Source organism: Methylorubrum zatmanii, assembly GCF_014845115.1.
In the GTDB taxonomy this organism is placed as follows: Bacteria; Pseudomonadota; Alphaproteobacteria; order Rhizobiales; family Beijerinckiaceae; genus Methylobacterium; species Methylobacterium zatmanii.
In genome coordinates, this window is record NZ_NKUI01000138.1 from 19,180 (window position 1) to 38,797 (window position 19,618).

Below are 19,618 nucleotides of genomic sequence, written 5' to 3' on the forward strand. Positions count from 1 at the left end.
GGAGGCATCGCGCCCACCGCAGCCGAGCCCTCCGCATCTCCCACGAGAGGACGTGCCGCACGATGCCGATCAAGGCCCTGAACGACCGCAAGAAGCTGTCGAGCGATTTCAACGAGGCCACCGACGCCTTCATCGATGCGGTGCTCGGGGCGCTTCAGGCCGGCGAGATCCCGCTCGACCTCGCGCGGGCCTACCTCGCCCATCCCGTCGCCATGATGCATGCGGACGGCGCGCAGGCCGTCGCCAATTACTTCGAGCGGATCCTGTCGCAGAGGCCCAGGATCGACTGGACACCCGGCGGCTGAGGGCGCGGATCACCCCCTCCCCCACGGGATCGGCCCCGGCTTCCCGGCCGGGACCGATCGAGGTCGGGCGTTGTCCCGCCGCTCTCAGAAGACGTGGATCGAGACACCGGCGAGGAAGGTTTTCTCCTCGGAACCCGGCACCGTGGCGCTGCTGTTGCCGAACTTGTTCAGCCAATATTGAAAGCCGACGAAGGCATCGAGCTTGCCGGGCTGGTTCCAGACGAGCTTGCCCACATCGAGCACGAGGTTGGTGCGCGACAGGAACTCGATCTCGGTCTTGGCGCCGAAGCCGTCCTTGCCCTTGGGCAGATTGACGTTGTTGAAGCCGGCGAGGCTGAGCGGCAGGCCGGTGAAGGGCAGCGGGAAGTTGTAGACCAGTTCGAAATGCGGGACCGCGTCGAACTCGACGCTGCGGAAGGGTTCGGTCACGAAGCCGTTGCGGTTCCATTCCTTCTGGACATAGACGCCCAGGTTCATGAAGCCGGCCGGCACGTCGAAGGAGAAGACCGCGCCGGCGAGCAGCTTGCGCGTCTCGGGGCCGAACTGGGTGTTCTTGGTGCTGGCGTCGAAGCCGTAGCCGAGCGAGACGTTCTTCACCAAGCCGGCAATGCTGAAGACGTTGGTTTTGAAGATCTCGTTGCCGCCGAGCGTGCCGCGATACAGGCCGTAGGCTTCGGTCGCGCCGTAATCGAACAGGCCGAAGCGCGGGGCGCCGGTTCCGGCCGGATCCTGCGAGCCGGATTGCAGGATGTCGAGGGAGAAGAAGTTGGTGCCGTAGGCCCAGGCGTCGGCATGCGAGATGTTGAGCACGTTCTTCGGGATCGAGCGACCGGCGAGGGAGGTGCCGGCCCGGCCACCGGTCACGCCCGGCTCACGCGCATCCGCCAGATAAAAATAGCTCACCTGCGTGTCTGAGAAGAGGAAGAAGGACGGCGCTGCCGCCGGCACAGGCGGTGCATCCTTCTTAGGCAGGTCGGCGGCGGCGGCGGCACAGGCGAAAGTCGCACCGGCCGCGAACGAGACGAACCGAGACAGCGATAAACGAGACATGACCTTGGAGCCCCCTTTTCTCCCGAAGATTGATCTTCGGTTTATATAAAATATCCTTTGATAATCACAGCCGTTATATTATGCAGTCCGCTCAAGAGAAAAGCGATTGATGACAAAATAAAATGCACCCGCTTCAGAGGGCTGTGTGGTGCCGCCTTCCGATACTACCTGAACGCGAGACGAATCCAGCACTAAGTTGCCGATCGTCATGCCGTCACCCGGGAAAAGCCGCCCCCGATGTCACGTAACCTTTGTTTCGGACAGGCAGGAGGCGGATGAGATGGGATCCGCTTGATCGAAGCGATCCCGTATCGGCAAGCCCGCTCGGCCAGCCCGAGCGATGTCCCAATCCGCCATGCCGAAGGGATATCGGGGGGCGGATCATACCGAAGCCGGGTGATTCCTCAGGATGGCGGGCTGGGGTTCAACGCGAGAACGGTTCGCTCGAACGCCGTCTGGGCCTGCCGATACGGGCCGCGCCTCGACCAGGCGGATGTCGCATCGCTTCGGGGATGCGCCTCCGCGAGCTTTTCACGTGGCGCCATCCCGCGAAGCGGAGGGCTCCGGCCGCATGGTGAGCGCGGCGGCGTTCCCCAGGATCGGCGCCGTGGAGGGTCGTGCGCGGGACAGGCCCCCGACCGCAACGTCGGATCAGTGCCTCCGTTGCGGCCGGCGTCATCCCCCGGCCCGGCACGATGCCGAGGACGACCCGGCCGGGGAAGAGCGCCCCGAACGTTCCGAAGGCATGGGCAGTGATGGGCGGCGATGGAAGGAGGGTAAGCGGCAGGTCGGCATGAGCCGCTCGTGCCACGACGACGCAGCCGGCCCGCGCCCCGAGCGCCCCATTCATACCCAATCCGGGCGATCCCTTCGGGATGGCGGATTGGGGCTTCGCTCAGGCGCCGCGCGGACTTATAGCGCCGCGCGGGCCTGCCGATACGGGAACCGCTCCGATCAAGCGGATGCCGTAGTCGCCGATGAAGACGGAATCGAAGCCGGAGGCCTCCGCTTCAACCGAGAAATCGAGCATCGGGCGCGGCCCGAACCGATCCGCGGAGGCCTTGCATCCGAGCGTCAGCAGGCAGCCTCCTCGCGGATGATCATCTGGCCCGTGGGGTCCATGGCGCAGATCTGTCCCGGCAGGACCAGGGTGGTGGTGGTCGCCTCCTCGACGAGGGCCGGACCCAAGACGGTCTGGCCGGGGCGTAGGCCCTCGCGGCGATAGACCGGGCTGTCGGCCCAGCCCTGACCATCGAGATACAGGGGCCGGTGCCGGTCCGGCACCGGCGGCGCGCTGCTGCGATCGGTGCTGCGCGGCACGGGCACGGTCTCGACCGGCGCCTCGACCTGCAGGTGGATCGTGGTCAGCTCGGCGGCGACGCCGGGCAGGTCGAAGGTGAAGGCCTTCCGATGGGCGGCGTGGAACCGCTCCAGCACCTCCGCCGGCGAGGAATCGGGCGGGCAGTCGAAGGCGACGCTATGCTCCTGGTTGCGGTAGCGGCCCTCGACGAGGGGGGTCAGCACCAGCGTCTCCGCGTCGTCGACACCGAAATAGGCCGCCGCCTCCTTCGCCAGCTCGGCGAACAGGGCCGGCAGCCGCTCGGCCAGCCCGTCGTCGATGCCCGCGAGGATCATGCGGCGCAGGTCGATCCGCGGGCGCGCCGCGAGCATCCCCCAGGCCGAGAAGATGCCGGGCTGAGTCGGGATGATGCAGGCGCGCACGCTCATCTCCCGGGCGAGCTTGGCGGCGAGCAGCGGCCCGGCGCCCCCGGAGACGAGGAGGGCGAAGTCCCGCGGGTCGTGGCCGCGCTGGATGCTGATCAGCTTCAGGGCGCTGATCATGGTCTCCTCGGCCACCTCGATCAGGGCGGAGGCCGCTTCCTCCACGCTCATGCCGAGGGGGTCGGCGATGGTGGCCACGGCCCGGCGCGCCGCCTCCCGGTCGAGGGCGATGCGGCCCTCGCCGAAGGTGGCCGGATCGATCACGCCGGTGACGAGCTTGGCGTCGGTCACGGTCGGCCGGGTGCCGCCGAGGCCATAGCAGGCGGGGCCGGGATTCGAGCCGGCGCTGTGCGGGCCGACGCGCAGGCGGTTGCCCGCGTCGAGCCAGGCGATGGAGCCGCCGCCGGCACCGACCTCGACGATGTCCACCACCGGCACCTGTACGGTGTAGCCGGGGGAGGTGCGGGTCTTCTCGAGCTTGTAGTCGGGAGCGAGGCTCGGCTGCCCGCCGCGGATCACCGAGCATTTCGCCGTGGTGCCGCCGACATCGAGATAGATCAGGTCGGGCTCGTCCAGCACCTGCGCGATGCGCGCCGCGCCGGCCACGCCCCCGGCCGGGCCGGATTCGATCAGGGTGAGGGGCGCCCGCGCCGCCTGGTCGAAGCGGGCGATGCCGCCGTTCGACTGCATGGCGTAATAGGGGCCCGCGAGACGGCCCCCGGCCAGCGAGCGTTCGAGATTGGCGAAGTAGCGCTGCACGATCGGCTGGACGTAGGCGTTGAGCGCCACGGTGTTGGAGCGCTCGTATTCGCGCCATTGCCGCGAGATCTCGTGGCTGGCGCAGACCGTCACGTTCGGCAGGCATGCGCGCAGGATCTGCGCACAGCGCTCCTCGTGGGCCGGATTGGCGTAGCTGTGCAGGAGCACGATGCCGATCGTCTCGACGCCCTGCGCCCTGCAGGCCTCGGCGCAGGCGCGCACGTCGTCCTCGTTCAGGGGCTCCACCACCGCGCCGGCCGCGTTCAGGCGCTCGCTGACCTCGAAGCGGAGATGGCGCGGCACGAAGGCGTCGGGCGTCTTCGCACGCAGATTGTAGAGATCGGGGCGCGTACCCCGGCCGATGGCGAGCACGTCGCGGAAGCCGCGGGTGGTCAGCAAAGCCGTGCGCACGCCCTTACGCTCGGTGATGGCGTTGATGACCGTGGTGCCGCCATGGACGAAGAAGCGCACCTCGGTAGGGTCGAGGCCCTGGCTCTCCCCCGCTCGGGCGATGGCGTCCATCACGCCGCGGGACTGGTCGTCGGTGGTGGTGAGCACCTTGGCGGTGTAGAGCCGGCCCTCGCGCTCGTCATAGCCGATCAGATCGGTGAAGGTGCCGCCGACATCGGTTGCGAGACGGATCATGCGTGCAAGGCCTCCGGGGCCGCATCCGAGGGGCCGGTCCGGCCGTAGAGGCGCAGGGCCTCGTCAGGGGTGAGGAAGCCGTCGGCGATGTCCGCGGCGATGGCGGCGCCGTCCCGCTCGGCGGAGGGCCCCCAGCCGCCGCCGCCGCCGGTCCGGATGCGCACCACGTCGGCGCGGTTCAGGGCCCGGGGCGGCGAGCGGGTCAGCGCGGTGCGGCCCCCTTCGGGCGAGAGCAGGTCGAGCCCGTTGCAGCTTCCGTCCGCGCCGCCTTCCATGCCCCAGGGGGCGGTGCGGGTGCGCCCGATGCCGCAATGGACCTGCGCCGTGTCGCTCAGGATCTCGTAGTCGCGCACCAGCCCGAACCCGCCGCGGAAGCGGCCGGCGCCGGTGCCTCCGGCGGTGTTGTAGGCATATTGGCGGACGAGGAGCGGGAACTTGGTCTCGATGACCTCGACCGAGTAATTGTAGGTGTCGCCGTCGGTGAGCGCGATCAGGCCGCTGGCGCCGTCCCGGTCGCGGCAGGCGCCCCAGCCGCCGTGATGCGGCTCGATATGCACGAAGGGCCGGCCGTCGCCGCCCTCGCCCGCGATGTAGGTGACGCAGAGGCTGGTGTAGGAACCCGCCGACATCCGCTCGGGCACGAGGCCGGCCACCGCCTTCCAGAGCAGTTCGGAGGCGTGGACCGAGCCCTCGTAGTACCAGCCGGTGGGCGAGGGCTTCTCCGCCGTGAACAGGGTGCCGGCCTCGGCCACGACGGTGAGGGGCCGGAACCAGCCCTCGTTCGAGGGCTCGTGCGGGGCGACCAGCGCCTTGAACACGGTCTTGACTGCGGATTCGAGGGCGCCGCGGGAGCAGTTGATCGGCCCGGGCCGGGCAGCGGGGCAGCCGGTGTAATCGACGGTCATCGTGTCGCCGCGGATCGTCACGGCGACCTGCGTGGCGATGGCCGCGTCCGTGGCGCCGTCACCGTCGATGACGTCCGTGGCGCGGTAGGTGCCGTCCGGCAGGGCGGCGATGGCGGCGCGGGCGCGGGCCTCGCTGTCGTCGAGCAGCCGGTCGATCGAGGCCTGCGTCACGGGCAGGCCGTAGCGTCCCACGATCTCGAGCATCCGCTTCTCGGCCACGCGCAAGGTCGCGACCTGAGCGTTGAGGTCGCCCAGCGCGAGATCGGGCATGCGCACGTTCTCGGTGATGATGCGGACGATCTCCGGGATCAGGACGTCGCCCCGGGCGATGCGGATGCCGGGCAGGCGCAGCCCCTCCTGGAACACGGAACCGGCGTCCGGCGGCAGGCTGCCCGGAACCGCGCCGCCGACATCGAGCCAATGGGCGACGTTGACCGCGAAGGCGATCACCCGGCCGTCGAAGAAGATCGGCCGGACCAGGGCGAAGTCGCAGGCATGGGTGCCGCCGCTGAACGGATCGTTGGTCACCAGCATGTCTCCGGGCGCCAGGTCGTCGCCGAACCGACGCATCAGCGCGCGGACCTGGGTCGAGAAGGTGCCGGTGAACAGGGTGATGCCGTTGGCCTGGGCGACGAGCGCGCCGTCGGCGCGGCAGAGGCCGCAGGCGAAATCCAGCACCTCGTAGATGACCGGGCTCATGCTGGTGCGGGCCATCACGATGGCCATCTCATCGACGGCCGACAGCAGCTTGCCCTGAATGATCTCGTGGGTCACGGCGGTCAGCTCCGCCGTTCCCTCGAAGGCCGGAGGGGGTGTCGACATCCCTGCTTCCTCGTCTCGTGAATGGTGTCGGCTCAGGCGCGCCGGGGGCTGTCCTCGGCGAAGAGGGCGGCCGTCCCGGCGCTGTCGATTCCCGCGAGGCTAGAGCGCCCTTCCCGCCGCCGCCAATGCCGATGGAAGGGTCGCTCATCGAGCGGCAGCATCATTCAGGACCGGCGGCGAGGGGAAGCGCGGGGTCGGCGTCGGGCCCTTCGAAGGGCCTGGGGATCTCCCCGCTCGCCCATGTCTCCGAGGCATCCCCGATGGCGAGGATGTCCCGGAAGGTCACACAAGCATTCCGGACCCGCCGACCTTTGATGCGATACGGGCCTCCGCTTGATCGGAGCGGGTTCCCTCTCGGCAAGCCCGCGCGGCGTTCGAGCGAAGCCCCAATCCGCCATCCCGAAGGGATCAGCCGGATTGGGTCTGAGGTTGTGCTTCCTGCTGAACGCCCCCTCCTCAAATCCTGCGGAGCGTGGGCGGGGCGGCACAGTCCGACCCGGCATTGTTCTTGCTGGCATCGCGGCGGTCCGAGAAGAGGGATTGCCGCCCGTGGTCATCGAAATCCGCCACGTCAGGGCGTTCCTGGCCGTCGCGTCCGAACTGCATTTCGGCCGGGCCGCGAATCAGCTCAACATCGCCCAGCCGGCGCTCAGCCGGACGATCCAGAACCTCGAAGCGCTCCTCGGGGTCCAGCTTCTCGAACGCAGCACCCGCAGCGTGCAGCTGACGCCGGCCGGACAGCTCTTCCGCGACCAGTTCGGCAAGCTGATGCGGCAGATGCAGGATGCCGTGCAGGCGACCCAGCGCATGGGCCGGGGCGAAACCGGCCTCCTCTCGGTCGCCTACGCCGATGCCGCCCTGTGCGGGCCGATGCCGGAGCTCATCCGCCGCTTCCGCCGGGAGAACCCGAGCGCCAAGCTGGAGCTCGTCCAGGGCAGCCCGGAGACGGTGCTGCAGCTGCTCGCCGACCGCCGGATCGATTGCGGCTTCGTGCCGGGCCCGGTCCGCGATGTGCGGCTCGATGCCCGCTGCCTCCATTCCGACCCGCCGGTCGTGGTCATGCCGGTCTCGCACCGCCTGTCCCTGAAGACGAAGGTCACTCTGCCGGACCTCGCCCGCGAGCGCTTCGTGACCTGCGGCGGCAGCGCCTGGGAGAGCCTTCGACGCCTCTGCCTGAAGGCCGGCTTCCTGCCCAACCTCCACCAGGAGGTTCCGCACCTGGATGCGCTGCTCGCCTTCGTGGCGGCGGAGGCGGGCATCGGCGTCTGCCCGGCCGGCGTGTCCACGAGCGCGCGCAGCGGTGTCGTGCTGCGGCCCCTCGTGGACACGCCGCTCAGCTTCGATCTTCACTGTGCCTGGCATCGGGAGAACACATCCCGGATCGTGACCGATTTCGCCGCCCTGGTGGCGCGCTTCGCGGCCGGCTCCGGCTCCGAGCCCGTGGCGCTCCGCAGCCTGCGCGCGGGCGCGGCCTCATGAGGACGCTTCCGCCGGCAGGATGTGGAGGAGCCCGGCCTCGTCGATGAACAGGCGCTGGCCGGGTAGGACCAGGGTGGTGGTCGAGGCTTCCTCGACGAGGGCCGGCCCCGCGCATTCGAGGGCAACCGGGAGCCTGTCGCGGTTGAAGACCCGGACCTTCTGCGAGCCGTGGCCCGGAATCTCGACCCAACGCTCCCCCTGCAGCGCCGCCTCCAGGGACTGGAGACCGAGGCGGGGATGGGCCAGGGGCGGGCGCGCCGCCTCGACGGAGGCCGAGAGCCGGTAGGCCACGAACTCGACCGGATGGCCCTCCAGCTCGAAGGTGAAGGCGCGCTCGTGGGCCTCGGCGAAGCGGCGGGCGAGATCCCCGGGCCGGTCCTCGGGTGAATCGAGCCGCAGGGTCAGACAATGCTGCTGGCCGACATAGCGCAAATCGATCCGGTATTCGAACGACACCTCCGCGGCGGCGATCTCCGGTAGCCCGGCGAAGGCCTCCCGCGCCTCCGCCTCGAGACCCGCGAACAGGCCGGGCAGGAAGGCGGCCTCCACCGCCTCGACCGCCCGGGGCAGGGTGCGCACGAAATCCCGCCGCGGCTGGGTGACCAGCATGCCGAAGGCGGAGGCGTAGCCCGGATGGCGTGGAACGATGATCTCGCGCACCCCGAGTTCCTGGCCGAGCCGGGCGGCGTGGAGCGGCCCGCAGCCGCCCGCGACCAGAAGCACGAAGTCGCGCGGATCGTGGCCGCGCTGGACCGAGACGAGCTTCAGGGCGTTGATGATCGCCGCCTCGCCGACCCGCAGCATGGCGCCGGCCACCGCCTCGGCATCGAGGCCGAGCGGCCGGCCGAGTTCCTCCAGCGCCGTCCGGGCGAGGCCGGCATCGAGGGGCAGGCGCCCGTCGGCGAAATAGTCGGGACGGATCCGGCTTGCGACGAGGTTGGCATCGGTGAGGGTCGGCTCGCCGCCGCCGCGGCCATAGCAGGCCGGTCCCGGATCCGCCCCGGCGCTGCGCGGTCCGACCCGGAGGCATCCGCCCTGGTCGATCCAGCCGACCGAGCCGCCGCCGACGGGGATCTCGACGACGTCGACGACCGGGACCTTGACCGGATAGCCCGGACAGTCGCGGGTGCGGCCGATCCAGTACTGCTCGGTGATGCGCGGTCGACAGGCATCGATGAGCGAGCATTTGGCGGTGGTGCCGCCGATATCGAGATAGAGGATCCTGTCCTCGCCGCAGGCCTCACCGAGATAGGCCGCCCCGTTGATCCCGGCGGACGGCCCCGCCTCCAGCAGGCTGACCGGATGACGGATCGCATCGGCGAAGCGCGCGATGCCGCCGTTCGACTGGAGCGCGAAGAAGGGGCAGCGGAAGCCGCGCTCCTTGAGCGCCCGCTCGACGCCCTCCAGCTGCCGCCGCACCACGGGCTGCAGATAGGCATTGAACACGGCGGTGCTCGCGCGCTCGTATTCACCCCATTCCCGGCAGATCTCGTGGGAGGCGGTGACCGCGAGGCCGGGGCAGAGATCGCGCAGGCGGGCGGCGGCCCGGGCCTCGTGATGCGGCGCGGCATAGCTGTGCAGGAACTGGATCGCGATCGCCTCGACCCCTTCCGCGCGGCAGCGCCGGGCGACCTCGTCGACATCGTCGAGGTTGAGCGGCGTCACCGTCGCGCCGCGGGGGTCGAGGCGCTCGCGCACCTCGAAGCACAGGGCGCGGGGTACGAAGGGCGGGGGCTTGCGGTAGCGGAAATTGTAGAGGTCGGGCCGGTTGCCGCGATCGGTCTCCAGCACGTCGCGGAAACCGGCCGTGGTGACGAGGGCGGTCCGCGCGCCGGTACGTTCCAGGATGGCGTTGATCGCCACCGTGCTGCCGAAGGCGAAGTAGCTGACCTGCTCCGGGCTGACCGCGAGCCGGTCGAGAACCTCGACGAGGCTCGCCACGAAGTCGCCGGCGCGGGTGAGCGCCTTGGCGGTGCGGAGCGTCCCGCTCGCCTCGTCGAGATAGACGGCATCCGTGAAGGTGCCGCCCATGTCGACCGTCAGCGGTCCCATCGGCCGACTCCCCGTTTGCGCAGGACGGCGGTCGCCTCCGCGTCGATGGCGCCGGGGCGGCCGTCCCGTCCCGGAATCAGGGCGACGCCGTAGACGTCGCGCGCCGTGTCGAGATCGACATAGCCGTTGCGCACGTCCTCCAGCACGGCGGCGGGGCTGCGGCCGAGCGGGTCGCCATAGCCGCCGCCGCTGCCGGTCACGACCCGCACCCGGTCCCCGGCCCTCAGGCGGCGGAACGGGATGCGGGCGCCGCGCTCGACGGTGCCGCCGCTCTCGACCTCGACATGGTTGAGGCCGCCGGGCTCCCCACCCTCCAGGCCCCAGGGCTCCGTGCGGGAACGGCCGAAGCTGCTGTAGAAGAAGATCCCGTCGGCCAGGATCTCGTATTCGCGCAGGATGCCGAGGCCGCCGCGGTGGCGGCCGGCCCCCGCCGCGCCGCCGGGCGCGAGACCGTAGCGGGTGATCCGGATCGGATGCTCGGCCTCGAACAGCTCGACGGAATGGCTGAAGGTGTCGCCATCCGCCGGGGCGATCAGGGCGCTGGCCCCATCCGCGCCCGACAGGCCGCCCCAGCCCCCGACATGCGGCTCGACCAGCACGAAATCCGAGGCGCCGTCCGCCTTGCGGCCGCCGAGATAGGTGACGCAGAGGCTGGTATAGTTGCCCGCGCTCACGCGCTCCGGCATGCCCTGCGCCAGCGCCTTCCAGACGAGGTCGATCGCCTGGGCCGCCGTCTCGTAGCACCAGCCGGTCGGGGCCGCATCGGTGGCGGTGAACACCGTCCCCTCGGGGGCGATCACGGTGAGCGGGCGAAACCAGCCGTCATTGGCCGGCGTCTCCGGCCGCACCACGGCGAGCAGCGCCGTCTTGGCCGCGGCCTCCAGCACGGCGCGGGTGCAGTTGATCGGCGCGGCCCGCTGGGGGGCGGAGCCGGTGAAGTCGGCACGGACGGCGTCGCCCGAGATCGTGACCCTCACCTGGATCGGCAGGCGCTCGTCGTCGTTGCCGTCGCCGTCGATCCAGTCCCGGGCCGAATAGGTGCCGTTGGGCAGAAGCCGGATCGCCGCCCGGCTCAGGGCCTCGCCGAGATCGAGGGCGCGGGCGAAGCTCGCCTTCAGCCGGTCGGCTCCGTAGCTCTCGCAGAGTTCGCGCAGGCGTAGATCCCCGAGCCGCACCACGGCGAGCTGGGCCGAGAGATCGGCCACCGTCATCTCGGGCAGGCGGACATTGCCCGCGATCATCTCGATCAGGTCGTCCTGGCGGATGCCCTCCCGCACGATCCGCAGCGCCGGAATGCGCAGGCCCTCCTGGAAGATGTCGGAGGCGTCCGGCGACAGGCTGCCGGCGACCTTGCCGCCGAGCTCGTTGCAATGCGCCGTCACCGTGACGAAGCAGACGAGCTCGCCCTCGAAGAACAGCGGCTTCACCAGGGTGATGTCGGCGATGTGGGTGCCGCCGCCATAGGGATCGTTGCTGATGAACACGTCGCCGGAGCGGATCGCACCGGCGAATTTCCGCCGGATCGCCGCGAGCTGACACGAGATCGTGCCGGTCAGGATGGTGATGCCGTTGGTCTGGGCGATCAGCCGTCCCTCGGCGTCGCAGACCGAGCAAGCGAAATCGAGCACCTCGTTGATGACGGGACTGAGGCTGGTGCGCACCAGGACGGTGGCCATCTCGTCGATCACCGCGTTGAGCCGGCCGCCCAGGATGTCGGTGTCGATCTGCCGGATCACGTCGGTTGGGGCCGGTGCGCCGCGCCGGCCTGGAGCGCTGCCCCGGCCGCGGGAGGCATCCCCCGTCAGGACGCGCAGATGAGGGCGTTCGCCGCGGTGATCCGCACTCATGACGGATGCCATTTCTCCCAACCTGGGGCGGTGACCGGTCGATCTGTCCGCCAGACGATCCGATCTACGGACGGGACGGAGGCTGCGTCCAATGCCGTTTGGGTCATGATCCGGCAGGATCGGCACCGATCGCGGTCGGTCTTCCTCAGGACCGCCTTCCAGGCGGCTCCGGCCCCTGGACCTTCGGCGGCCCCTTCTCGACGCGGATCCTCGCGTCGCGGGCCTCATGGGAAGGGCATGTCCGAGCGGATCGCCGATGTACGGATCGTCACCGACGCGCTGGCCCGCGTCGGCCCAGATCCGGCGCAGGCGCGGCGCAAGATCGGTCTCTGACCGTGCCCAGATGCTTGTCGCTCTGCCGCCATCGGCCGTGGCGGTCCCTCACGGCGAGATCCGGGGCAGCACCGTGTGCCCGAAGGCGTCGATGAAGGCCTCCTGGCGGGTGCCGACCTGATGGACGATGATCTCGGCCAATCCCATCTCCGCCAGCTCGGCGAGCCAGGCGGCGTGCCGGCCGAGATCGTGCGAGATGCGCACGCAGCCGTGCATGTCCTCGGGCCGGACGAAGCGGGTCGCGGTCTCGAAATCCTCCGGCCGCGACAGCTCCCAGTTCACCTCGCCCTCGATGGCATTGCTCGACCATTGCGCGTGGGCCTCCGCCAGGGCCCGCGCGGGGTCGGGATCCCAGCAGACCTTCGTCTGCAGGAAGACCGGCTTTCCGGCGCCGCCGCCTTCGCGAAAGGCGTCCAGGACCGGGCGCAGTTTTTCAGGCTCGATCCCGACGGTGACGAGGCCGTCCGCCCAGGCGCCGACGGCACGGGCGGTGGCGGCGGTGGCCGCTGCGCCGATCAGGAGCGGCGCCCGCTCCGGCCGTGAGTAGAGCCGGGCCTCCACCACCGTGACCCGGCCGCGATGGGTCACGGTCTCGCCCGCCAGCAGCGCGCGGATGATCGCGGCGCATTCGGCGAGCCGCGCGTTGCGCTCCGCCTTCTCGGGCCAGGGCAGGCCGGTGATGTCCTCGTTGAGGCGCTGGCCGCTGCCGAGGGCGAGCCACAGACGCTCGGGGAACATCTCGGACAAGGTTGCCGCCGCTTGCGCCAACACCGCCGGATGGTGCCGGTAGCCCGGGGCGGTGATGATGCCGAAGGGCAGCCGCGTCACCGCCAGTGCCGCGCCGAGCCAGGACCAGGCATGGCCCGAATGACCCTGGGCGCGGCTCCAGGGTTTGAAATGCTCCGACGACATGGCGCAGGCGAACCCCGCGGCCTCCGCCGCCCGCACGTGGCGCAGGAGGGCGGAGGGGGCGTGCTGCTCGTGGGAGGCGTGATAGCCGATCCGGGTCATGCGCTCCTCCTCACTGCGCGCCGACGATGCTGGGCGCCCGGCGCGCTTCCGTCTCCCGCAACGAGCGGTCGGCGTAGGTGCCCTGCACCGCCGCGCGGCCGCCATGCTCGAACAGGTCGAGCACCAGCGCGGAGTGGATGAAGCCGAGATGGCTGAAGGCCTGCGGGAAATTGCCGAGGAAGGTGCCGTCCTCCGCCGCCTCCTCGGCATAGAGGCCGACATCGTTCTGCATCGCGCGCAGGGCCTGGAAGCGGGTCCGCGCCTCCTCCCCGCGCCCGAGCCAGAGCAGGGCATCCACGAGCCAGAAGGCGCAGAGCAGGAAGGTGCCCTCGTGGCCGGGCAGCCCGTCGTCGTTCTTGTAGCGGTAGACGAGATGGCCGTGGCCGAGCCGCTCGATCACCCCATCGACGGTGCGGGCGAAGGCCGCCTCGTCCACGGGAAAGCCCACCATCGGCGCGATCAGCAGGGCGGCGTCGACCTCGTCCCCGCCGAGATATTGCGGGTAGTAGCCGTCGCGGTGGAGGCCCTCGCCGTTGACGCAGGCGACGATCCGGTCGCGCTCGCGGCACCATTCCTCCCGCTCGCCGAACAGGCGGATCGCCCGGTCGAGGGCGACCCAGTTCATGATCGCCGCGTGCAGGTAGCGCTGCTCGGGCTTGCGCGGCTCCCACAGGCCCGCATCGGGCTCGTGCCAATGGGCCGCCGAGATGTCGGCGAGGCGCGCGCCGTGGGTCCGCATCGCCTCCGGGATCGTGCCGCCCAGGCGCTGGTAGAGGTAGAGAAGATCGAGCACCTGCCCATAGGCATCGGCCTGATGCTGCTCGGCGGCCTCGTTGCCGTGGCGCACCGGCGCGCTGCCGCGCCAGCCCTCGAAATGCCCGACCCGGATCTCCCTGAGATCGGCTTCGCCGGAGATGCTGTAGAGAGGCTTGAGCCGGCTTTCCTCCCGCTCGCACAATTCGGTCACGAAACCGAAGAAGGCCTCCGCCTCTCGGGTCATGCCGAACTTCTTCAGCACGTAGAAGGACAGGCAGGCGTCACGGATCCAGCAGAAGCGGTAATCCCAGTTGCGGACGCCGCCGACCTCCTCCGGCAGGGAGGTCGTGGGCGCGGCGACCATCGCGCCCGTCGGCTCGTAGGTCAGCCCCTTCAGGACCAGGGCCGAGCGCATCAATTCGTCCGCGAGCGGCCCGACATAGGCGGCGCCCTCGGTCCACAGGGTCCAGGCGCGACGGGTGGCCTCCATCAGCGCCCTGGCATCGGGGCAGGTGCGGGGAAGCGCCCCGCAATAGAGGGCGAAGCTCCGGTCCTGCCCGCCCTCCACGGTGAACCGCGCCACGGCGACATCGCCTTCGGGGGCGAACGTCACGTCGGAGACGAGGCCGGGGCAGCCGGCGGCGGTGACGCGGCCGCCCTCGACCTCCAGCGGCGCGAAACCCTCGGCGAATCCGGCGAGCGGACGATAGGCCGCCCTCATCGGCACGCGGCCGGACACACCGGTGACGCGGCGCACCAGCCGGGGACGGCCGTCTCCCCCTTCCGGCCCGACCATGAAGTCGTGCAGGGTGACGAAGCCCGTCGCCGTGGTGAAGGTGGTCTCCAAGACGTTGCTGCGACTGAGATAGTGCCGCGCGGTCTCGAAGCGCTCCGTCGGCCGGATCGTGAAATGGCCGCCCCGCGCGCGGTCGAGCAGGCGCGAGAAGGCGGGGTCCGCGTCGAAGCGCTCCAGGCAGGCCCAATCGATGCCCCCGTCCCGGGCGACCAGGGCGCTGCCCTCGCAATTGCTCAGCAGGGCATAGGCCTCGATCGGCTGGTACGGGCGATCTTCGAAGTCGGACATGGTCGTTCCTGGGGCGCCGCGAGCCGGCCGCCCTGCTTGAGGTGGAGAGAGAAGCGGGGCCGGGCTCAGGCGGCGAGGCGGAAGGCCGGTTCCAGCAGGCCGCGAATGCCGAGATCGATCAGGAGGGTGCGGCCATGCTCCGGGTCTTCCCGGCGCTCGGCCTCGTCCATGCCCTCGTAGGCGGTGGTGACCAGCAGGCGGTCGAGGGCGCGGCCGGCGAAGGTCGGGCAGGTCGGCTGGCGGGCGGGAACCGGGACGGTGCGCACCCGCTCGCCCTCGGGGCTGTAGGCATCGAGGCAGCCCGCGCCGAAGCGGGCGGTCCAGATCAGCCCCTCGGCATCGACGGCCGCTCCGTCGATGCCACCCTTGCCGGCGCTGTGGTCGTAATGGGTCTCGGGCTCGGCGACGGGCTGCCCCGTGGCCGGATCGAGGGCGACGCGCCGCAGCACGCCCTCGTCGGTATCGACGAAGTAGCCGGTGGCGCCGTCCGGCGAGAAGGCGATGCCGTTCGGGATGGTGAGGCCGCCGTAGAGCCGCGTGATCCGGGTGCCGGCGACATGGTAGATCGTCCCACGCCCCGGCTCGGCATGCCGGCCCATGGTGCTGATCCACAGGGCACCGGACGGATGGACCCGGCCGTCATTGGAGCGCGTGCCCGCCTCCTCCGCCTCCAGGGGACACTGGAGGCTCAAGGCCCCGTCGCGGATCGACCGGATGTAGAGCCCGTCCTCCGCCGCGAGCAGCTGCCGCTCCGGGTCGATGGCGGCGACATGGCTCGCCAGGAACGGCAGCGTGTGAGTCCGGGTCACGCCGTCGCGCAGCGAGAACGCGAACAGGCGTGCCTCCAAAATATCGACCCACCAGGCCGTGTCGGTCGCCGGATCGTAGCTCGGACCCTCGCCGAGATGGCAGCGGGTCTCGCCGAGGACACGGATCGCGGGGGCTTCAATCAATGCAGGGCCTCTTCATCGGGGAATGACCGTTGACGCTCCTCCAAGACAGAAGTTCCCGGATCCTTTTCCAGTCTATCTCGGCAAAGATCGAGCTTTTCGATACGTTCGAGACAGCGATTTCATCCCCGCCGCGTCGCCGGGACGACTCTCGGCGAGAGGGACGCAATGGGGACGCAAGGCCGGCTCCTGTGAACGATGCCGCCAAAACTGGGGATCGTGACGCCGCAGGGGCGACCTTGGGAGGAACCCGGTGCCCACCGCCCGGCGTTCCCGATGGCCGGCCTCGAGAGCCGGCCAAGAGAGTCGCCACCGACGGAACAGCGATGGCAAAGCCACGGATTGCGAAGCGCCATGACGATCAGGCCCCTCTCCCGGACACCGAACAGGACACGGCCGTCGCGCCGCTGATCCCGACCGGGGCTCTCGCGGTCGCGCTGCTCGGCTTCACGCAGGCGGCACGGCCGCTGTTCCACGTGGCGCGCGACGGACGGCGCCTCGACGAGATCGCCGCCGTGATCCGGGCCCTCGCACCGGAGCGGACGGTGGCCGTCTATCCCGAATGGGACTGCCTGCCCTTCGACCGCGCCTCGCCCTCGCGCGGCACCATGGGCGCCCGCACCGGCGTGCTGCGCTGGCTCACCGACCAAGCGGCGCAGCCGGATCTCGTGCTCACCACCGCCCCCGCCCTGTTGCAGCGGGTGCCGCCACCGTCCATCTGGGCCTCGGCCCATGTCGAGCTGACGGTGGGCGATCCGCTCGACCCGGACGAACTGGCGGCCCGGTTGCGGCGTCTCGGCTATATCCTCGACGACCGGGTCGACGAGCCGGGCGAGGTCGCGATCCGGGGCCGGACCATCGACGTGTTCCCGGCCGCAGCCCCCCTCCCCTGTCGGGTCGAGCATGACGGCGCCCGCATCACCGCGATCCGCTCCTACGATCCGGTGTCGCAGCGTTCGCGGGTCGAAACCGAGACCCTGGTGATCGATCCCGCCACCGAGATCATCCTGGATCCGGATTCGGACACGCGCCTCGAACCCTTCACCGGCCAGGAGCACCGGCTGGCCCGGTTCTACCCGGCCCTCGTGACCGTGCTCGACTACGTTCCCGAGGCGCGCCTCGTGGTCGAGGCCGGGGCGGAGGAGCGCGCCGCCGCGTTCTTCGAGCAGATCGCCGAGGGCCGCGAGGGCAGCGGGACGGGGCCGCACACCGCCGCCGGATCGACGGACCTCTATCTCTCCCCGGACGAGTGGACGGCGCTTCTGCAGGCGCATAGCCTCGCCACGGCGACCCGGGCGGAAGCGGACCGCGTCGCGCTCTCACCCTTCATCCGCGAGCGCCGGCCGGAGGCGGCCTTCGCCAAGACCCTGCGCGCGCGGCTGAAGGCCGGCGACCGCATCGTGCTGGCCGGGCCGAAGGCGCCCCTGCGCCGGCTGGTGCGGGCGGCGGCCGCGGCCGAGGAGCGGACGGTACGCCTGATCGATGCCTGGGCCGAGGTCGCGGCGGCGGAGCCCGGCGCGATGCTGGCGATCGAGGCGCCGGTCGAGGCCGGCTTCCACGTCCCGGATGCCGGCGCCACGGTGATCGCCGCCGCCGACCTGCTCGGGCAGGTGAGCGCGGGCGCGGAGCGGCGGGCCGCCGTGCTGCCGATCGGCGAGGTCGAGCTGCGGGTCGGCGATGTGGCGATCGACCGCGACCACGGTCTGTGCGTGTTCGAGGGACTGGAGGCGATCGGCGGCGAGGAGGGTGAGAAAGCCGGCGGAGCCGCGGGCGAGGATGCCCTGCGCCTGCGCTTCGCAGACGATGCGGTGCTGATGGTGCCGGTGACCCAGGCCGACCGCATCTGGCGCTACGGCTCGGATGCCGAGGCCGTCACCCTCGACCGGCTCGATGGCGGCACCTGGGGCCGGCGCCGGCTGGAGGCGGAAGCGACCCTGGCCAGGGCGGCGCGGACGATGCTGGAGGCCGCCGAGGCCCGCCGGACAGCGCGGGCCCCACGGATCGAGGCCTCCGAGCGCGAGCGGGAGCGCTTCGCCGCCGGCTTCGGATATCCGCTCACCGGGGATCAGGCCCGGGCGGTCGAGGAAACCCTGGCCGATCTCGCCCGCCACGAGCCGATGGACCGGCTGGTCTGCGGCGATGTCGGCTTCGGCAAGACCGAAGTGGCTCTCCGGGCCGCCGCGGCGGCGATCTTCGCCGGCCGTCAGGTCGCCGTGATGGCGCCGACCACGGTGCTGGTGCGCCAGCATGTCGAAACCTTCCGGCGGCGCTTCGCCCGCTTCGGCATCGAGGTGGCGCATCTCTCCCGTCTCGTCTCGCCGGCCGAGGCCAAGCGGGTGAAGCAGGGCCTCGCCGAGGGCACGGTGCGCCTCGTCGTCGGCACCCAGGCGCTTGCCGGGCGCGGCGTGCGCTTCCACGATCTCGGCCTCGCGATCATCGACGAGGAGCAGCGCTTCGGGGCCAAGACCAAGGCGAGCCTGCGCAAGGCGGCGGGCGACGCCCACATCCTGACCTTGAGCGCGACCCCGATCCCGCGCACACTCCAGGCGGCGATGGTCGGGCTTCAGAGCCTCAGCGTGATCGCCACGCCGCCGGCGGTGCGCCAGCCGATCCGCACGGTCATCGCGCCCTTCGAGGGCGAGATCCTGGCGGCGGCGCTCAAGCGCGAGCATCGTCGCGGCGGCCAGAGTTTCGTGGTCTGCCCGCGCATCGAGGACATCGCGCCGATGGCGAAGCGCCTGGGCGAGCTCGTGCCGGGCCTCACCCTCGTGACGGCGCATGGCGAGATGAAGCCCGCCGAGATGGACGACGCCATGGTCCGCTTCGCGGAGGGCGAGGGCGACGTGCTGCTCGCCACCAGCATCATCGAGAGCGGGCTCGACGTGCCCCGGGCCAATACGATGCTGGTCTGGGACGCGGAACGGTTCGGCCTCGCGCAGCTGCACCAGCTGCGCGGCCGGGTCGGACGCGGCCAGCGGCGGGGAGTGGTGTATCTGTTCGGACATCCCCAGAAGCCGCTCAGCCCCTCGACCGAGAAGCGGTTGCGGACGCTGGAGGCCCTCGACCGGCTGGGAGCGGGCTTCGCCATCTCCGCCCGCGATCTCGATCTGCGCGGGGCGGGCGATCTCGTCGGCGATGCCCAGGCCGGCCACGTCAAGCTCGTCGGCCTCGGCCTGTATCAGCACCTGCTGCAGCTCGCCCTGCGGGCGGCGAAGGGTGAGGCCGCCGAGGATTGGAGCCCGGAGGTGCGGATCGGGCTCAGCGGGCGGGTGCCGGCCGATTACATCCCCGAGCCGGAGATCCGCCTGAGCCTGTACACGCGCCTGCTGCGCCTGCGGACGGAAGGCGAGATCGATGCCCTGCGCGACGAGATCGAGGACCGGTTCGGGCCGATGCCGGCTCCGGTCGAGGCCCTGTTCACCCTGGCCGCCCTGCGGATCGGCTGCCTCGCCCTCGGCATCGCCCGCCTCAGCGGCGGCCCGCAGGGGATCGCGGCGGACTTCCATCCGGACAGGACCGCACCCATGATCCCGGTTTCCGACGAGGTCACCATCCGTGACGGCCGCATCGTGCTGCGCCGGGGCAGCGAGGACGCGACCGAGCGCGGGCGGCAGGCCGCCGCGTTCCTGCGCCGGCTCGAGGAGGCGCGCGACCGGCGCGCCTGAGGCGATCAAGCCCTTCCGGTCGGCATGACCGGAAGGGCCGTCTCGCGTTCCGGCTCGGGTCTGAGGCTAGCCCGGGGCGAGGCCGAGGAGGGTTCCGAGAGGAACGACCAGGGTGGCGCCGGCATAGAAGCCGTCCTTGGCCCGGCGCGCGGTGAAGGGGTTCCAGAACGAGTTCGGATTGACCACGTACTGAACCACCGGCTCGACGATCACGCCCGCGCCCAGATCGAAAT

The 19,618-nt window shown here is 70.8% G+C and carries 12 protein-coding genes and 1 pseudogene; 3 read left to right on the top strand and 10 right to left on the bottom strand.

Features of this window, described 5'->3' with window-relative positions; all coding sequences use genetic code 11:
- Positions 1-62 precede the first annotated feature (62 nt).
- Entirely contained in the window at positions 63-305 is a 243-nt protein-coding gene (locus MZTS_RS16935; RefSeq protein ID WP_192284723.1) for a hypothetical protein, read from the top strand.
- Between the two features lie 84 nt (positions 306-389).
- Here MZTS_RS16935 and MZTS_RS16940 read toward each other — a convergent pair whose 3' ends face one another.
- The 4 genes from MZTS_RS16940 to MZTS_RS16950 form a co-directional block, all read right to left on the bottom strand.
- Positions 390-1,355, bottom strand: coding sequence for a hypothetical protein (locus MZTS_RS16940; RefSeq protein ID WP_246482143.1), 966 nt, complete (start codon positions 1,353-1,355; stop codon positions 390-392).
- 895 nt (positions 1,356-2,250) lie between these two features.
- Positions 2,251-2,385 (bottom strand): hypothetical protein, encoded by a 135-nt coding sequence (locus MZTS_RS25500; protein WP_281397062.1) that lies wholly within the window; start codon positions 2,383-2,385, stop codon positions 2,251-2,253.
- A gap of 44 nt (positions 2,386-2,429) precedes the next feature.
- A complete protein-coding gene (locus MZTS_RS16945) occupies positions 2,430-4,481 on the bottom strand; it encodes a hydantoinase/oxoprolinase family protein (protein ID WP_192284724.1) in 2,052 nt (683 codons plus the stop codon).
- Positions 4,478-6,208 carry a hydantoinase B/oxoprolinase family protein gene (locus tag MZTS_RS16950; protein ID WP_192284725.1) on the bottom strand — a complete coding sequence of 577 codons (1,731 nt, stop codon included), beginning with the start codon at positions 6,206-6,208 and terminating at the stop codon, positions 4,478-4,480. The genes MZTS_RS16945 and MZTS_RS16950 overlap by 4 nt, the downstream gene beginning before the upstream one ends.
- Positions 6,209-6,757: 549 nt before the next feature.
- Between MZTS_RS16950 and MZTS_RS16955 the strand changes: the two genes are divergently transcribed.
- A complete protein-coding gene (locus MZTS_RS16955; protein WP_192284726.1) occupies positions 6,758-7,687 on the top strand; it encodes a LysR substrate-binding domain-containing protein in 930 nt (309 codons plus the stop codon).
- On the opposite strand, the gene MZTS_RS16960 is transcribed toward MZTS_RS16955, so the two are convergent.
- From MZTS_RS16960 to MZTS_RS16980, 5 genes are all read right to left on the bottom strand, one after another.
- Positions 7,682-9,739: a hydantoinase/oxoprolinase family protein gene (locus tag MZTS_RS16960; protein ID WP_192284727.1), complete on the bottom strand. Its 2,058-nt coding sequence runs from the start codon at positions 9,737-9,739 to the stop codon at positions 7,682-7,684. The genes MZTS_RS16955 and MZTS_RS16960 overlap by 6 nt on opposite strands.
- Positions 9,727-11,586 carry a hydantoinase B/oxoprolinase family protein gene (locus MZTS_RS16965; protein ID WP_192284728.1) on the bottom strand — a complete coding sequence of 620 codons (1,860 nt, stop codon included), beginning with the start codon at positions 11,584-11,586 and terminating at the stop codon, positions 9,727-9,729. The genes MZTS_RS16960 and MZTS_RS16965 overlap by 13 nt, the downstream gene beginning before the upstream one ends.
- 381 nt (positions 11,587-11,967) lie before the next feature.
- Positions 11,968-12,930 carry a TIGR03885 family FMN-dependent LLM class oxidoreductase gene (locus tag MZTS_RS16970; protein WP_192284729.1) on the bottom strand — a complete coding sequence of 321 codons (963 nt, stop codon included), beginning with the start codon at positions 12,928-12,930 and terminating at the stop codon, positions 11,968-11,970.
- Between the two features lie 10 nt (positions 12,931-12,940).
- Positions 12,941-14,770, bottom strand: coding sequence for a glycoside hydrolase family 15 protein (locus tag MZTS_RS16975; protein ID WP_192284730.1), 1,830 nt, complete (start codon positions 14,768-14,770; stop codon positions 12,941-12,943).
- 65 nt (positions 14,771-14,835) lie between these two features.
- Complete coding sequence (locus MZTS_RS16980; protein WP_378739217.1) at positions 14,836-15,720, bottom strand: SMP-30/gluconolactonase/LRE family protein; 885 nt, start codon at positions 15,718-15,720, stop codon at positions 14,836-14,838.
- A 326-nt stretch (positions 15,721-16,046) separates the two neighbouring features.
- Between MZTS_RS16980 and MZTS_RS16985 the strand changes: the two genes are divergently transcribed.
- A complete protein-coding gene (locus MZTS_RS16985; RefSeq protein WP_192284732.1) occupies positions 16,047-19,385 on the top strand; it encodes a helicase-related protein in 3,339 nt (1,112 codons plus the stop codon).
- Positions 19,386-19,451: 66 nt separating this feature from the next.
- Here MZTS_RS16985 and MZTS_RS25295 read toward each other — a convergent pair.
- Positions 19,452-19,618, bottom strand: a pseudogene (locus MZTS_RS25295) (carbohydrate porin); the annotation flags it as partial.

Bases quoted from the DNA above. Each gene is read 5' to 3' on its own strand.
- MZTS_RS16935 (WP_192284723.1), top strand. From the start codon at position 63: ATGCCGATCAAGGCCCTGAACGACCGCAAGAAGCTGTCGAGCGATTTC.
- MZTS_RS16940 (WP_246482143.1), bottom strand. From the start codon at position 1,355: ATGTCTCGTTTATCGCTGTCTCGGTTCGTCTCGTTCGCGGCCGGTGCG.
- MZTS_RS16965 (WP_192284728.1), bottom strand. From the start codon at position 11,586: ATGAGTGCGGATCACCGCGGCGAACGCCCTCATCTGCGCGTCCTGACG.
- MZTS_RS16950 (WP_192284725.1), bottom strand. From the start codon at position 6,208: ATGTCGACACCCCCTCCGGCCTTCGAGGGAACGGCGGAGCTGACCGCC.
- MZTS_RS16960 (WP_192284727.1), bottom strand. From the start codon at position 9,739: ATGGGACCGCTGACGGTCGACATGGGCGGCACCTTCACGGATGCCGTC.
- MZTS_RS16985 (WP_192284732.1), top strand. From the start codon at position 16,047: ATGGCAAAGCCACGGATTGCGAAGCGCCATGACGATCAGGCCCCTCTC.
- MZTS_RS25500 (WP_281397062.1), bottom strand. From the start codon at position 2,385: ATGCTCGATTTCTCGGTTGAAGCGGAGGCCTCCGGCTTCGATTCCGTC.
- MZTS_RS16970 (WP_192284729.1), bottom strand. From the start codon at position 12,930: ATGACCCGGATCGGCTATCACGCCTCCCACGAGCAGCACGCCCCCTCC.
- MZTS_RS16945 (WP_192284724.1), bottom strand. From the start codon at position 4,481: ATGATCCGTCTCGCAACCGATGTCGGCGGCACCTTCACCGATCTGATC.
- MZTS_RS16975 (WP_192284730.1), bottom strand. From the start codon at position 14,770: ATGTCCGACTTCGAAGATCGCCCGTACCAGCCGATCGAGGCCTATGCC.